This window comes from Pseudoduganella sp. UC29_106, from assembly GCF_044055365.1.
GTDB lineage: Bacteria > Pseudomonadota > Gammaproteobacteria > Burkholderiales > Burkholderiaceae_D > Rugamonas.
On the sequence record NZ_CP171977.1, the window covers coordinates 6,647,760 to 6,661,339 of the forward strand.

8 protein-coding genes, 4 pseudogenes and 1 riboswitch are annotated in these 13,580 nt (G+C 62.8%); of the genes and pseudogenes, 9 read left to right on the forward strand and 3 right to left on the reverse strand.

Annotated elements, in window-relative coordinates; translation table 11 throughout:
* Nucleotides 1-6: 6 nt before the first annotated feature.
* The gene (ahcY, locus tag ACHMW6_RS33015; RefSeq protein WP_395403509.1) at nt 7-1,422 is read right to left on the reverse strand and encodes an adenosylhomocysteinase; all 1,416 of its coding nucleotides are present in this window, start codon (nt 1,420-1,422) and stop codon (nt 7-9) included.
* 28 nt (nt 1,423-1,450) lie between these two features.
* Nucleotides 1,451-1,517: riboswitch (S-adenosyl-L-homocysteine riboswitch) on the reverse strand.
* A 129-nt stretch (nt 1,518-1,646) separates the two neighbouring features.
* Nucleotides 1,647-2,812 (reverse strand): annotated as a pseudogene (metK, locus tag ACHMW6_RS33020) (methionine adenosyltransferase).
* A gap of 190 nt (nt 2,813-3,002) precedes the next feature.
* Here metK and ACHMW6_RS33025 point away from each other — a divergent pair.
* The 3 genes and pseudogenes from ACHMW6_RS33025 to dapF all read left to right on the forward strand — a co-directional run bounded on the left by ACHMW6_RS33025 (nt 3,003) and on the right by dapF (nt 5,607).
* Nucleotides 3,003-3,854: a lysophospholipid acyltransferase family protein gene (locus ACHMW6_RS33025; RefSeq protein ID WP_395403511.1), complete on the forward strand. Its 852-nt coding sequence runs from the start codon at nt 3,003-3,005 to the stop codon at nt 3,852-3,854.
* A pseudogene (locus ACHMW6_RS33030) lies at nt 3,851-4,748 on the forward strand (lipid A biosynthesis acyltransferase). Before ACHMW6_RS33025 ends, ACHMW6_RS33030 begins: the two are co-directional and overlap by 4 nt.
* Nucleotides 4,745-5,607 (forward strand): annotated as a pseudogene (gene dapF, locus ACHMW6_RS33035) (diaminopimelate epimerase). The pseudogenes ACHMW6_RS33030 and dapF overlap by 4 nt, the downstream one beginning before the upstream one ends.
* 105 nt (nt 5,608-5,712) lie before the next feature.
* Here the strand turns inward: dapF and ACHMW6_RS33040 are convergent.
* Nucleotides 5,713-6,852: a tetratricopeptide repeat protein gene (locus ACHMW6_RS33040; protein ID WP_395403513.1), complete on the reverse strand. Its 1,140-nt coding sequence runs from the start codon at nt 6,850-6,852 to the stop codon at nt 5,713-5,715.
* Nucleotides 6,853-7,465: 613 nt separating this feature from the next.
* Between ACHMW6_RS33040 and ACHMW6_RS33045 the strand changes: the two genes are divergently transcribed.
* The 6 genes and pseudogenes from ACHMW6_RS33045 (at nt 7,466) to dksA (ending at nt 13,557) form a co-directional block, all read left to right on the forward strand.
* Nucleotides 7,466-8,563, forward strand: a complete 1,098-nt coding sequence (locus ACHMW6_RS33045) for a porin (protein WP_395403515.1) — start codon at nt 7,466-7,468, stop codon at nt 8,561-8,563.
* Nucleotides 8,564-8,772: 209 nt separating this feature from the next.
* Nucleotides 8,773-10,068 (forward strand): porin, encoded by a 1,296-nt coding sequence (locus tag ACHMW6_RS33050; protein ID WP_395403517.1) that lies wholly within the window; start codon nt 8,773-8,775, stop codon nt 10,066-10,068.
* 181 nt (nt 10,069-10,249) lie between these two features.
* Complete coding sequence (locus tag ACHMW6_RS33055; protein WP_395403519.1) at nt 10,250-10,921, forward strand: DUF484 family protein; 672 nt, start codon at nt 10,250-10,252, stop codon at nt 10,919-10,921.
* 8 nt (nt 10,922-10,929) lie between these two features.
* The gene (locus ACHMW6_RS33060) at nt 10,930-11,871 is read left to right on the forward strand and encodes a tyrosine recombinase XerC (protein WP_395403521.1); all 942 of its coding nucleotides are present in this window, start codon (nt 10,930-10,932) and stop codon (nt 11,869-11,871) included.
* A gap of 113 nt (nt 11,872-11,984) precedes the next feature.
* Nucleotides 11,985-13,038, forward strand: a pseudogene (locus ACHMW6_RS33065) (CobW family GTP-binding protein).
* A gap of 69 nt (nt 13,039-13,107) precedes the next feature.
* The gene (gene dksA, locus ACHMW6_RS33070; RefSeq protein WP_395403523.1) at nt 13,108-13,557 is read left to right on the forward strand and encodes an RNA polymerase-binding protein DksA; all 450 of its coding nucleotides are present in this window, start codon (nt 13,108-13,110) and stop codon (nt 13,555-13,557) included.
* The last annotated feature ends 23 nt before the right edge of the window (nt 13,558-13,580 follow it).

Sequence of the window (13,580 nt, forward strand, 5' to 3'; positions counted from 1 at the left end):
CTCGGATTAATAACGATAGTGATCCGGCTTGTACGGGCCTTCGACGCTGACGTTGATGTACGCGGCCTGCTCTTCGGTCAGCACGGTCAGCTGTGCGTTCAGCTTTTTCAGCTGCAGGCGGGCGACCTTCTCGTCCAGGTGCTTCGGCAGGGTGTACACGCCCACCGGATACTGCTTGGTGTTGGCGAACAGTTCGATCTGCGCGATGGTCTGGTTGGCGAAGGACGACGACATCACATACGACGGGTGGCCGGTACCGCAGCCCAGGTTCACCAGGCGGCCTTCCGCCAGCAGGATGATGCGCTTACCGTTCGGGAAGATCACGTGATCCACCTGCGGCTTGATGTTCTCCCACTGGTACTTCTTCAGTGCGGCGACATCGATTTCGTTGTCGAAGTGGCCGATATTGCAGACGATGGCCTGGTCCTTCATCTTGAGCATGTGCTCTTCGGTCAGGATGTGGTAGTTGCCGGTGCAGGTCACGAAGATGTCGCCGTGTTCAGCGGCGTAATCCATGGTCACCACGCGGTAGCCTTCCATCGCTGCCTGCAGCGCGCAGATCGGGTCGATCTCGGTCACCCACACCTGGGCGGACAGTGCGCGCATGGCCTGGGCCGAGCCCTTGCCCACGTCACCATAGCCGGCGATCACGGCGATCTTGCCGGCGACCATGACGTCGGTCGCACGCTTGATGCCGTCCACCAGGGATTCGCGGCAGCCGTACAGGTTGTCGAACTTGGACTTGGTGACGGAGTCGTTCACGTTAATTGCCGGGAAGGCCAGCTTGCCGTCCTTGTGCATCTGGTACAGGCGGTGCACGCCGGTGGTGGTTTCTTCGGTCACGCCCAGGATGTGCGGCAGGCGCTTGGAGTACCACGAAGGGTCCTTGGCCAGGTGGGCCTTGATGGAGTTGAACAGGCAGATCTCTTCTTCGGAGCCCGGGTTGGCCAGCACGGAGATGTCTTTCTCTGCGCGCGCGCCCAGGTGCAGCAGCAGGGTTGCGTCGCCGCCGTCGTCCAGGATCATGTTGGAGTAGACGTTATCGCCCGGCCATTCGAAGATGCGGTGGGTGTAGTCCCAGTAGTCATCCAGGGTTTCGCCCTTCACGGCGAACACCGGGGTGCCGACGGCAGCGATGGCGGCAGCGGCGTGGTCCTGGGTGGAGTAGATGTTGCAGGAGGCCCAGCGTACCTGCGCGCCCAGCGCTTCCAGCGTGCGGATCAGCACCGCGGTCTGGATGGTCATGTGCAGGGAGCCGGTGATGCGCGCGCCTTTCAGCGGCTGGGATGCGGCGAATTCTTCGCGGATGGCCATCAGGCCAGGCGTTTCCGTTTCCGCGATCTTGATCTCTTTTTCGCCCCAGGCGGCCAGGCCGATGTCGGCGATGATGTAGTCTTGGGATTCTTTCAGTACGGCGTTCATCACGCCCTCCTTTCGTTCATAGAAAAAAGTAACGTGAGCGCGGTGTTGAGGTTCCGAGCCTGGCCATTCACATGGTCGCAGCGCTCCTCGGAGAGGGGAAATTATACATTAACGGGACGCATGCACGGCGGATCAATGATCCGCCCTACGCCCTGCGAGCCCGAAGACACCACCGGCGCGTCGGGCGGATCATTCGATCCGCCGTGCGTGCGGTCCGCGGTCGCTTACTTGATGCCGGCGGCGTCGCGCAGGATCGCGGCCTTGTCGGTGCGTTCCCAGGTGAATTCCGGCTCTTCGCGGCCGAAGTGGCCGTAAGCGGCGGACTTGGTGTAGATCGGACGCAGCAGGTCCAGCATCTGCACGATGCCCTTCGGACGCAGGTCGAAGTGCTCGTGCACCAGCTGGGCAATTTTCTCGTCCGGGATCACGCCGGTGCCTTCGGTGTACACGGTGATGTTGATCGGACGCGCCACGCCGATCGCGTAGGACACCTGCACCTGGCACTGGCGCGCCAGGCCGGCGGCCACAATGTTCTTGGCCACGTAGCGGGCGGCGTAGGCGGCGGAACGGTCAACCTTGGACGGGTCCTTGCCGGAGAAGGCGCCGCCGCCGTGCGGCGCTGCGCCGCCGTAGGTGTCGACGATGATCTTGCGGCCGGTCAGGCCGCAGTCGCCCTGCGGGCCACCGATCACGAAACGGCCGGTCGGATTCACCAGGTACTTGGTGTCCTGCAGCCATTCGCGCGGCAGCACCGGGCGGATGATGTCTTCGATCACGGCTTCTTCGATCTGCTTGTGCGACATTTCCGGCGCGTGCTGGGTCGACAGCACCACGGTGTCCACCGCCACCGGACGGCCGTTCACATAGCGCAGCGTGACCTGGGACTTGGCGTCCGGACGCAGCCACGGCAGGCGGCCATCCTTGCGCAACTGCGACTGGCGCTCCACCAGGCGGTGCGCGTAATAGATCGCGGCCGGCATCAGTTCCGGGGTTTGGTGCAGGCGTAGCCGAACATCAGGCCCTGGTCGCCGGCGCCCTGGTCGAGATCCAGGCCGGCGCCTTCGTCCACGCCCTGGGCGATATCCGGCGACTGCTTGTCATAGGCCACCAGCACGGCGCAACCCTTGTAGTCGATGCCGTATTCGGTGTTGTCGTAGCCGATGCGCTTGATGGTTTCCCGCGCAACTTGAATATAATCCACGTTCGCGTGCGTAGTGATCTCGCCGGCCAGAACGACCAGGCCGGTGTTGCACAGGGTTTCAGCGGCGACGCGGGCTTTGGGATCCTGGGCCAAGATGGCATCCAGGATGGCGTCCGAAATCTGGTCCGCGACTTTGTCGGGATGGCCTTCGGAGACGGATTCAGAGGTAAACAGATAATCGTTGGACATCGCAAGCTCCATAGTTTTGATAAATATTGTCGCAAAACTAACACAGCTTGCGACGCTTTAGCGAAATTTATATACCGCCTCGCAAGTTGTCTGTTAACTCAGCGGTTGAAACTAACTAACGTGGTATTTTACGCTTCCTAAAAATTTTTTGGCTAGAGCAACGCTAGCTTTTGCTCTTATATACATATTCATGCTGTTACGAATTTTCCGCTTCTTCTCGGTCTTCCCCTTGCCGGTGCTGCATGCGCTGGGCGCCGCGCTGGGCTGGCTGGTGTATGGCCTGTCCCCTTCCTACCGTCGCCGCATGAAGGCTAACATGGCGCAGGCAGGCTTCTCCGCACACTTGAACCAGGCCGTGTCCGAGGCGGGCAAGGCGCTGGCCGAACTTCCTTTCATCTGGTGCGCCGCCCCCGAGCGCGTGTCGCGCCATGCCAACATCGAAAACTGGGAACTGGTGCAGAAAAACCTGGACGCAGGCAAGGGCATTGTGTTCCTGACACCCCACCTCGGCTGCTTCGAAATCACGGCCCAGGAAATCGCCCACCGCACCGAGCTGATGGTGATGTACCGCCCGCCCAAGAAGGAGGCGATGAAGCCCCTGATCGAAGGCGCCCGCGCGCGCAAGAACCTGCTGCTGGCGCCCGCCAATATGAGCGGCGTGCGCATGCTGGCCAAGTTCCTGAAAAAAGGACAACCAATCGGCCTGCTGCCCGACCAGGTGCCGCAGGAAGGCGAAGGCGTGTGGGCCGATTTCTTCGGCCGCACCGCCTACACCATGACGCTGCCGGCCAAGATGGCCCAGCTGGGCGACGCCACCGTTGTCATCGTCTATGCCGAACGCCTGCCGGGCGGCAAGGGCTATACCGTGCGCTTCGTGCCGTTTGAAGGCTCGCTGGAGGGCGACAACGCCGCCCAGGCGCGCGCCATCAATGCGGCGATGGAAAAGCTGATCGCCCGCTGCCCCGCCCAGTACTACTGGAGCTATAACCGCTACAAGGTCCCGGCCGGCGTGGCCGCGCCCGCGCAGCAGGAGGCGGCATGAGGGTTTTGCTGGGGTTTATGTGGCTGCTGCACTGGCTGCCGCTGCCGGTACTGGGCCGCTTTGGCGACGCCATCGGTTTCCTGCTGTTCTACATCATGGGTCCGCGCCGCGAAATCGCGCTGACCAACCTGCGCCTGGCGCGGCCTGAGCTGTCCGAGGACGAGCGCCGCGCAATCGCGCGCAAGCACTTCCAGGCTTATTCGCGCTCCGTGTTCGAACGCGCCATCCTGTGGTGGGCGTCCGAAGCGCGCCTGCGCCGCCTGATCAAGGTCGAGACGAGCGATGGCATGCCGTCGGGCCAGATCCCGGTCGCGACGATGACGGAAAAGCCGACCATCCTGCTCTGCCCCCACTTCGTCTGCCTGGACGTGGGCGGCGCCTCGATTGCGATGGAAGCGTCCGCCTCCTCGATGTATGTGGCACAGAAGAATGCCGTGTTCGATGAAGTGCTGCGCGCCGGCCGCGCCCGCTTCAAGCCGGTCAAGCTGTTCACCCGCCAGGACGGCATCAAGCCCATCCTGCGCGCGCTGAAGGAGCACCTGCCCTACTTCATGCTGCCGGACATGGACTTCGGCGAGAAGGATGCGGAATTTGTGCCCTTCTTCGGCGTTCCCGCCGCCACCCTGACCGCAACTGCGCGCATCGCCGCGACCACAGGCGCCCAGGTGCTGCCGGTCATCGCCACCTTCCTGCCAAATTATCAGGGCTGGCGCGTCAAGTTCTACCCAGTGTGGGAAAATTACCCTGGTCCCGACATGGTAGCCGCCACCCGCCGCATGAACGAGTTCATCGAGGAGCGTGTGCGCGAGTCGCCGGCGGGAATATTTCTGGACGCATAAGCGGTACAAGACCCGCCCCAACGGCGAACCGTCCTTCTATTCGGATAAGCGATGAAACTCAAATTCACCAAGATGCATGGCGCAGGCAATGATTTCGTGGTCATTGATGCGATTAACCAGCAGATCGACTTTACTCCCGCCCAGTGGCAGGCCATCGCCGACCGCCGCTTCGGCGTTGGCGCCGACCAGATGCTGGTGGTCGAAAAGTCCACCATGCCGGGCTGCGATTTCCGCTACCGCATCTTCAACAACGATGGCGGCGAGGTCGAACAGTGCGGCAATGGTGCGCGCGCCTTCGTCAAGTTCGTGTCCGAAAAAGGCCTGACTTCCTTGCGCAAGATTTCGGTGGAAACCATGGCCGGCGTGATTGCGCCGCGCCTGGAAGACGATGGCAGCATCACCGTGGACATGGGCGCGCCCATCCTGGAACCGGAGCAAGTGCCCTTCGATCCGGAAGGCCTGCAGGGCCGCTCCGAAGGCCGCGACACGCTGTGGCCGCTGGTGCTGGAACTGGGCGGCAACCGCGAAACGATCGAAGTGTCGGCTGTCTCCATGGGCAATCCACATGCGGTGCAGGTGGTGGCCGATGTGGAAACGGCGCCGGTGGAACTGACCGGCCCGCTGATCGAGCACCACTCGCGCTTCCCCAAGCGCGTGAACGCGGGCTTCATGCAGATCGTGAACCGCCAGCACGTCAAGCTGCGCGTGTTCGAGCGCGGCGCCGGCGAGACGCTGGCCTGCGGCACGGGCGCCTGCGCGGCGGTTGTCGCCGGCATCCGCCGCGGCCTGCTGATTCGCCGGTGCGCGTGGATGCGCGCGGCGGGCAGCTGTCGATCGCCTGGGCCGGCGAAGGGCAGCCGGTTTACCTGACCGGCCCGGCGGTAACGGTGTTTGAAGGCGAAATCACCGTTTAGGCCGCCACCAGATCGGCCCCGGCCACGGACATCACCCACGTCTTGAACCGGTACAAACGCTGCCGGTAATTCCCCTCCGGCCCGGCCAGGCTGCAATCGACCTGTTCAAACAGGCGGATGATGCGGTCCAGCGCCTGGCGTTGCTGGGCGCTGCGCACCAGTACCAGCCGCCGCTTGCTGCGGCCGTAGGAAGCGCGGATATCGACGACCAGGCAATGCCCCTGGTCGGCCGCCTTCACGTCCAGTAACAGCGCCTCGGCACGTGTCAGGCGGGAACAGCGCCGCCAGTTCGATGCGCGCTGCGAGCAAGGGCTGGCTGGAAAGCAATTCACGCGTGAGCAGCGGCAGCAGCGGCTCCGCCCAGTCCGCCGGATCGGGCGGCGGCGCGATGCGATCCAGCGCCGCCTGCGCTTCCGCGCTGCCCTGGGCCGCAGCCTTCTGCAGCCAGTACGCCGCCCTCACATCATTCTGTTCGTCGCCGCGCCGCGCGCGCCAGGCATGGATGCCGCATTCCAGCTGGGCGCCGCTATGGCCCATGTCCGCCGCCTTCTCCAGGCAAGCCTGGGCTTCGCGCAAGCTGCGTTGGGAAAATTCGGGACGGATATAGATGCGCGACATGGCAAACCAGGCGTCGGCCAGGCCCTGCTCGCCGGCCCGCGCCAGCCAGCGCAGCGCACGCTTGAAGTTGACCGTGCCGTCGGAGTGCTCAACCCGGTCGCCCTCGGTATTCATGCGCGCCAGCGCCAGCCCAAGGGCCAGCTGCGCCGTGCGGTCGCCGCCCTGCGCCGCCAGCTCGCGCATGCGCGCCAGGTCGTCGCCCGGCACATCCTGTTCGGCCAGCGCCTGGGCGCAGCGGGAAAGCAGCAGCACTTGCGCGGGCTGCAGCATGCTGCGGGCGGCGCCGTCCACAGCCGCCATCACGCTGCGTGCCAGCGGCAAGGCGCAGGCCAGGAAATCGGCGCGCTCGTGTTCGTGCCAGATGCGCTCGAGCAACTCGTACTGCGCCTGCTCGACGCCATCGGCCGCAGCGGCCCAGCGCTCCGGAGATGGCTCCCCCGCCGGCTGCGGCGCGGGTGGCTGCAGGCGCAGCAGCAATTGCAGCGCCTCCTTGTCCGGCAAGCGGCGCAGCGCCTTGCAGGCAATCGCGCGCCAGGCCTCGTCGCCCTCCACTGCAGGACCATCGAGCAGCAGCCCGGCCAGCACGAAGGCGGCCTGCGGCTCCCCTTCCGCAGCGCGCGCGCGCATACAGCGGCAGCGCGAATTCGCGGGAGTTCCTTGCATGTTCAAAGGAGATATGGCGCCCGACCAGCTGCCAGGCCTCCGCGACATCCTGCGCGGCGGCGCGGCAAAGCCAGTGCAGCGCCGTCGGCGCATTAAGGGGCAGGCTGGCGCCGCCGAACAGATACAGCTTGCCCAGCGCCAGCTGATGGTGTGCGTCTCCCGACCGCGCCCCCCTGATAATAGTTAGCTCTTCACGATTGGCCATCGTTCCCACTATTTATCTGGTTCCAAGAAAAGGCTGCCGTCCAGTGTAGTCAGCATGTCATTTGTATGACGCGCGCAACTCACTTTTTTTTGATTTATGACAAATATGACAGCCCCAGCTTTCGGCTACCTTACACAACGGAAATACCAAACTTTGAAAGGAAATATAGGCGAAATTGATCAGATGAACAGGCAGTCAAGCGTTTCAAAAATACAACAAGTTCCGCTGATTCCATCGCTTTCGACCAATAACCGTGCCCATAATCGACCAATCCTTCGCGATAACCAGAGCCTGAGCTTATGGTTTCTGCATCCGTAGTGTTTGAGACGCACGTGTGGATCTAGACCGTCATACTTATAAAGGAAAGAACATATGAAGAAATCCTTAGTGGCCCTGGCCTTGATGGGCGCATTCAGCAGTGCAGCTTTTGCGCAGTCGTCCGTCACTATCTATGGCACCCTGGATGCCGGCATCAACAAAACCACCCACACCGCAAACTCGAGCGTGCAAGAAGGCAAGCGCGACAATAACAAACTGGGCTTCCGTGGCGTCGAAGACCTGGGCAGCGGCCTGAAGGCGCTGTTCCAGTTGGAGATCCGCTTCGAGCCGGACACCGGCACCAACGAAAGCGGCAGCCGCCCACTGTTCCAGGGCCAGAGCCGCGTCGGCCTGCAAGGCTCCTTCGGTACCGTGCGCCTGGGCCGCGGCCTGACTTCGCTGCAGGAAACCACCACTGCGTATGAACCCTGGTCCGGCCAGCCGAACGTGGCCGGCTTCCAGACCGACATCATGGTCGGCGGCTACCGCTCCGCGCAGACCGGTTCCGGTTCCGACCCGCTGGGCGCGGCCGGCAACTCCGGCAACCGCTTCGCCAACGGCCTCTGGTACAACAGCCCGGTCTATAACGGCTTCCAGCTGAACCTGAACATGGCGTCGAAGGAAAACAATGGGTTGACGACCGCCATCGTCGGCCGCGGCACCGCCGCCGCGCCGCAATATCCGATCGGCTCGCTGGCATCCGCCTATCCTTACTCGGTCAGCGCCACCTTCAGTGAGCCAGGCGCCAGCGTGCCGCGCTACTCCGTGTATGCCGCCGCCGAGCGCAACGCGCTGGAAGTCAAGCTGTGGTCCGTGGGCGCCTACTTCCGCCCGATTCCGGACCTGAAGCTGATGGCCAACTACAGCAAGCAGGACCTGGAACATATCACCGCCATCAACGACACCATCAATACCTGGATGGTCGGCGCCAACTACAACGTCGGCCCGGGCAAGATCCTGTTCGGCTACGGCCAGAAGGACCCGGACGGTTCGCTGAAGTGGAAGCAGCTGTCGGTGGGCTACGAGTACAACCTGTCGGCCCGCACCTACCTGTACCTGGACCTGTCGCAGAAGAAGCTGCCGCTGACGACCACGGCCACCTTCACCACCAAGCAGAACCACTACGCGCTGGGCGTACACCACAACTTCTGATCAGAAGCAGCGCACGCCACGCAAAGCGGACCCGGGCAACCTGGTCCGCTTTTTTCTTGTGGCGTTTTAACAACCCTGCTTCCGTGCCAATCATGCCTTTTCATCAAAGGTATGCGATATTTACTTGCCGCATTTAAGAACGGCCGTTCGTATTTAAGTACATAAATATATAAGGCGCCGCAAGGCGTCCCCCACCCCGGAGACAAGCAATGAAATTGAAACTGTTGGCAGCCGCGCTCGCGGCCAGCTGTGCCGCATCTGCATTCGCCCAATCCTCGATCATCGTCTACGGCATTGCCGACGCAGGCGTGATGTACGTCAATAATGGCGGCACCGATTCGAAAACCAAGCTGGTCAGCGGCATTGCCGACGGCTCCCGCCTCGGTTTCAAGGGCACGGAAGACCTGGGAGGCGGCTACAAGGCCGTGTTCAACCTGGAAGCGCGTGTTGAGCTGGACAACGGCAAGCAACAGGCCGGCAATCTCTCGTCCAACCAGGGCGTGGCGCTGATCGAAGGCCTGAACTTCACCGTGCCGCCTGCCGCCGGCGGCGGCGCCACCGCGGCCGCGCTGGTGGCCGGCGTGAGGAATGCGCTGAATCCGGCCGTCGTGGTGAATATCAACAACGCGCTGTTCGACCGCACCTCGATGGTCGGCCTGGTCACGCCGGTGGGCGCGGTGCTGCTGGGCCGCATGTACACCCCGGGCTACGAAGTGATCGACAATGGCGACACCTTCGAGTCGGGCACGGCCGGCAGCTGGGGCGGCGTCCTGATGGGCACCGGTGGCCTGTTGACCGCCGGCATGGCGATCCGCTCCGATGAAGCGATCCAGTACCGCATCGAACTGCCGAACGGCATCGGCGCCGCCCTGATGTATGCCAGCCGCAATTCCGGCTATATCGGCATGGACCGCCGCTTCCGCGCCGCGAATATCCGCTACAAGGCCAATGGCTGGGATGTCGGCGCCGCCTACAACGAGGGCCTGGACCAGGTCGGCAACCGCGGCCTGGTGACGTCCACCATCGCCGGCTCCTATGCCACCGGCGACTGGAAGTTCTTCGCCGGCGCGCATAAGCAGAAGAACGAGAACTCGGTCATCATCCGCTTCGCCAACGACCAGCTGGCGCCGACCTTCACGCAGTTCGGTGCGACGCTGGGCCCGATCCTGGCGGCGCAGGCCAATGCCGCGCTGCGCCGCAACTTCCTGCTGGATGCGATCAGCTACCAGGTGGGCCTGCACTACCGCGTCGGCGCCGGCCGCATCATGGCCAGCGTGGCGCGCCAGAACGACCGCCGCGCCGATGCGTCCGACGCGACGCAGTACGCCATTGGCTACGATCACAACCTGTCCAAGCGCACCGATGTCTACCTGGTCGCGGCCATGATCAAGAACGAGAACGATGGCCAGTACGCGATCGGCGCCGCCAGCGCACCGGGCGGCTTTACCGGCAAGCCGGGACAGGATAGCAAGGGCGTGCAGCTGGGGATTCGGCACCGCTTCTGAAACCCCACGGCAAAGGCTGGTGTCTGCCACGGTGTGGCAGACACCCGATCCAGGTCGGTGGCTGCGGCACGCGGCAGAAACAGGTGTCTGCCACATCGTGGCAGACACCAGCTTTCCGCGGTTCGGTTTTCAGGAAGCGTCAGGTAGAATGTGACTTGCTTAAAATTACGATGCAATAACAATGACCGCTATCCTGGATTCCGCCGCCGTCGCGCAATACCTGGCCGACCACCCGCACTTTTTCGAAGAACACGCCAACCTGCTGGGCGATGTAAGGCTTTCCAGCCCGCTGACCGGCCGCGCCGTGTCGCTGCAGGAACGCCAGATGGAAGTGATGCGCGACAAGTACAAGGCGCTGGAACTGCGCCTGTCTGACCTGACCCGCCACGCCCAGGAAAACGCGTCCATCGCCAACCGATTCCACAGCTGGAACCAGGCCCTGCTGCAAACACGCGACGTGGCCGACCTGCCGCGCGCCGTCGCCGACGGCCTGAAGACCAGCTTCCACGTACCGCAAGCCACGCTGCGCCTGTTCAACGTCGCCCCGCAATATGCAGGCGAATGGTTTGCCACCGGCGCCACCGAAGATTCGCAGCTGTTCGCCAACAGCCTGATGGCACCCTACTGCGGCGGCAACAACGATTTTGAAGCAGCCCGCTGGCTGGACGATGCGGCCAATATCAAGTCGGTCGTGATCCTTCCGCTGCGCAAGCCGGGCGTGAAAGGCGCTGCCTTCGGCCTGCTGGTGATGGGCTCGCCGGATCCGGAACGCTTCACCTCGCTGATGGCGACCGACTTCCTGGTCCACATCGGCGAAACGGCCAGCGTGGCGCTGGCCCAGCTGCAAGGCTGAGGCTGGCCATGAGCGCGGCAAAGCTGGAATCGGCCGACGCTTACCTGAGCCACCTTGCCACCCAGCGCAAGCTCTCCATGCACACGGTCGCCGCCTACCGGCGCGACCTGCAGGAACTGGCCCGGCTGTCCGGCGACAAGGACTGGGCTGCCCTCACCCATTTCGACGTGCGCCGCTTCACGGCCCAGCTGCATGCGCGCGGACTCGATGCACGCTCGATTGCGCGCAAGCTGTCCGGCTGGCGCGGCTTCTTTGAATGGCTGGGGCGCCAGGGCGGCGTCAGCGCCAACCCGGTCGAGGGCGTGAAGCCGCCCAAGCGCGCGAAGACCCTGCCCAAGGCTTTATCGGTGGACGATGCCGTCAATCTCGTCGCCCCTTCCACACCGCGCGCCGAAGCAAACGCACCGGCCCGGCTGTGCGACCGCGCCATGTTCGAGCTGCTGTATTCCAGCGGCCTGCGCGTCTCCGAACTGTCCGGCCTGGATGTGCACTACCGCAAGGCGGAAGCCGGACACCCTGCGTCGCTGGGCTGGCTGGAGCGCGAAAACGCGGAAGTCGTGGTGACCGGCAAAGGCGGCAAGATGCGGCGCGTGCCCGTCGGCAGCGCGGCCATGGCGGCGATCGATGCCTGGCTCACCGTGCGCCAGGCGCCGTCGGACGGCAGCAATGCCCTCTTCGTCAGCGAACGCGGCACGCGCATATCGCCGCGCGTGGTCCAGATGCGGCTCAAGGCGCACAGCCTGGCGGCCGGCGCGCCCGTCCATGTGCACCCGCACATGCTGCGCCACAGTTTCGCTTCACACGTGCTGCAATCGTCCGGCGATTTGCGGGCCGTGCAGGAAATGCTGGGGCACGCCAGCATTACTTCCACCCAGGTCTACACGGCGCTTGATTTCCAGCACCTTGCGCTGGTCTATGACAAGGCGCACCCAAGAGCTAAAATCAAATAACGCGGATTATCCATCCGCCGGTGCGGCTGACATGATCCAAGTCAATGGCCGCGTTTGCCAGTGATAAAGGAATTCCGGCATAATCGTCCGATTCCCAAAGCGGCGAGCTGAACATGGCACTGATTCCTACTACTATCCTGACCGGTTTTCTTGGCGCCGGCAAAACCACGCTGCTGAACCGCATTTTGCAGGAACAGCACGGCATGCGTATTGCCGTCATCGAAAATGAATTCGGCCAGGAAAATATCGACAACGAAAATCCTCGTGCAGGAAAGCCGCGAGCAAATCGTTGAAATGAATAATGGCTGCATTTGCTGCACCGTGCGCGGCGACCTGATCATCGGCCTGACCGACCTGGCGAAAAAGCGCGCTGCGGGCGAGATCCAGTTTGACCGCGTGGTGATTGAAACCACCGGCCTGGCCAATCCCGGCCCCGTGGCGCAGACCTTCTTCATGGATGATGAAGTCGGCAGCCAGTATCTGCTGGACGCCATCGTCACCGTGGTCGATGCGCGCCACGCCATGCAGCAATTGGACGATAACGAAGAGGCCCAGCGCCAGGTCGGCTTTGCCGACAAGCTGCTGCTGTCCAAGACCGACCTGGTGGACCAGGCCGCCATCGACGAGCTGACCACCCGCCTGAAGCGCATCAATCCGCGCGCCCCGATCGGCCGCAGCGACCATGGCCGCGCCCCGATCACCGAGGTGCTGGACTTGCGCGGCTTCAATCTGAATGAGAAGCTGGAAATCGATCCGGATTTCCTGGCGGCGGAAGAAGATGAGCACGAGCATCATCACCATGACCACGAGCATGGCGAACATTGCGACCACCCGAGCCACGCGCACGACCACCACCACGCCCACCACACCGATGAAATCGCGGCTTTCGTGTTCAAAAGCGAACGTCCGTTCGACCCGGCCAAGCTGGACGAATTCCTTGGCGGCCTCGTCAATGTGTACGGCCCTCGCATGTTGCGCTACAAAGGCGTATTGTTGATGCAGGGCGCAGAAAGGAAAGTAGTGTTCCAGGGAGTACACCAGTTAATGGGCAGCGACCTAGGAGCAAAGTGGGGTGAAAACGAGACACGTGGCAGCAAAATGGTGTTTATTGGCAAAAATCTTCCAAAAGACATCTTTATTAGCGGACTAGAACAATGTTTGGTATAAACTAAGTCGTTTTTTTGAGCCGCAACGCTGCAATTTGAAAACTCTGTCGTATCGAAGGTAAGCGAAGTCATGACAAAAGCAAACAAATCGACCCCCGCCGCAGCAGAAGCTCCGATCCTCACCGATGAAGAAATTCTGAAGATGAGCGACAAGGACTATATGAACCCGGCCCAGCAGGCTTTCTTCAAAGCCAAGCTCCAGGCGCTGGAAAAGGAATTGCTCAAGAACGCCGGCGAAACCACGGAACACCTGCGCGAAACCGTGCTGGTGCCAGACCCTGCCGACCGCGCCACCATCGAGGAAGAGCACGCACTGGAATTGCGTACCCGCGACCGCGAGCGCAAGCTGCTGAAGAAAGTGCAGCAATCGCTGATCGCCATCGACAATGGTGACTACGGCTGGTGCGAGGAAACGGGCGAACCGATCGGCATTCCGCGCCTGATCGCCCGCCCGACCGCAACGCTGTCCCTGGAAGCGCAGCAGCGCCGCGAGCTGAAGCAAAAGCTCTACGGTGACTAAGCGCACAATTGACAAAAAAGCAC

Coding starts and splice junctions, on each gene's coding strand:
- ahcY (WP_395403509.1), bottom strand. CDS start 1,422: ATGAACGCCGTACTGAAAGAATCCCAAGACTACATCATCGCCGACATC.
- ACHMW6_RS33025 (WP_395403511.1), top strand. CDS start 3,003: ATGCTGTTACGAATTTTCCGCTTCTTCTCGGTCTTCCCCTTGCCGGTG.
- ACHMW6_RS33040 (WP_395403513.1), bottom strand. CDS start 6,852: ATGCGCGCGCGCGCTGCGGAAGGGGAGCCGCAGGCCGCCTTCGTGCTG.
- ACHMW6_RS33045 (WP_395403515.1), top strand. CDS start 7,466: ATGAAGAAATCCTTAGTGGCCCTGGCCTTGATGGGCGCATTCAGCAGT.
- ACHMW6_RS33050 (WP_395403517.1), top strand. CDS start 8,773: ATGAAATTGAAACTGTTGGCAGCCGCGCTCGCGGCCAGCTGTGCCGCA.
- ACHMW6_RS33055 (WP_395403519.1), top strand. CDS start 10,250: ATGACCGCTATCCTGGATTCCGCCGCCGTCGCGCAATACCTGGCCGAC.
- ACHMW6_RS33060 (WP_395403521.1), top strand. CDS start 10,930: ATGAGCGCGGCAAAGCTGGAATCGGCCGACGCTTACCTGAGCCACCTT.
- dksA (WP_395403523.1), top strand. CDS start 13,108: ATGACAAAAGCAAACAAATCGACCCCCGCCGCAGCAGAAGCTCCGATC.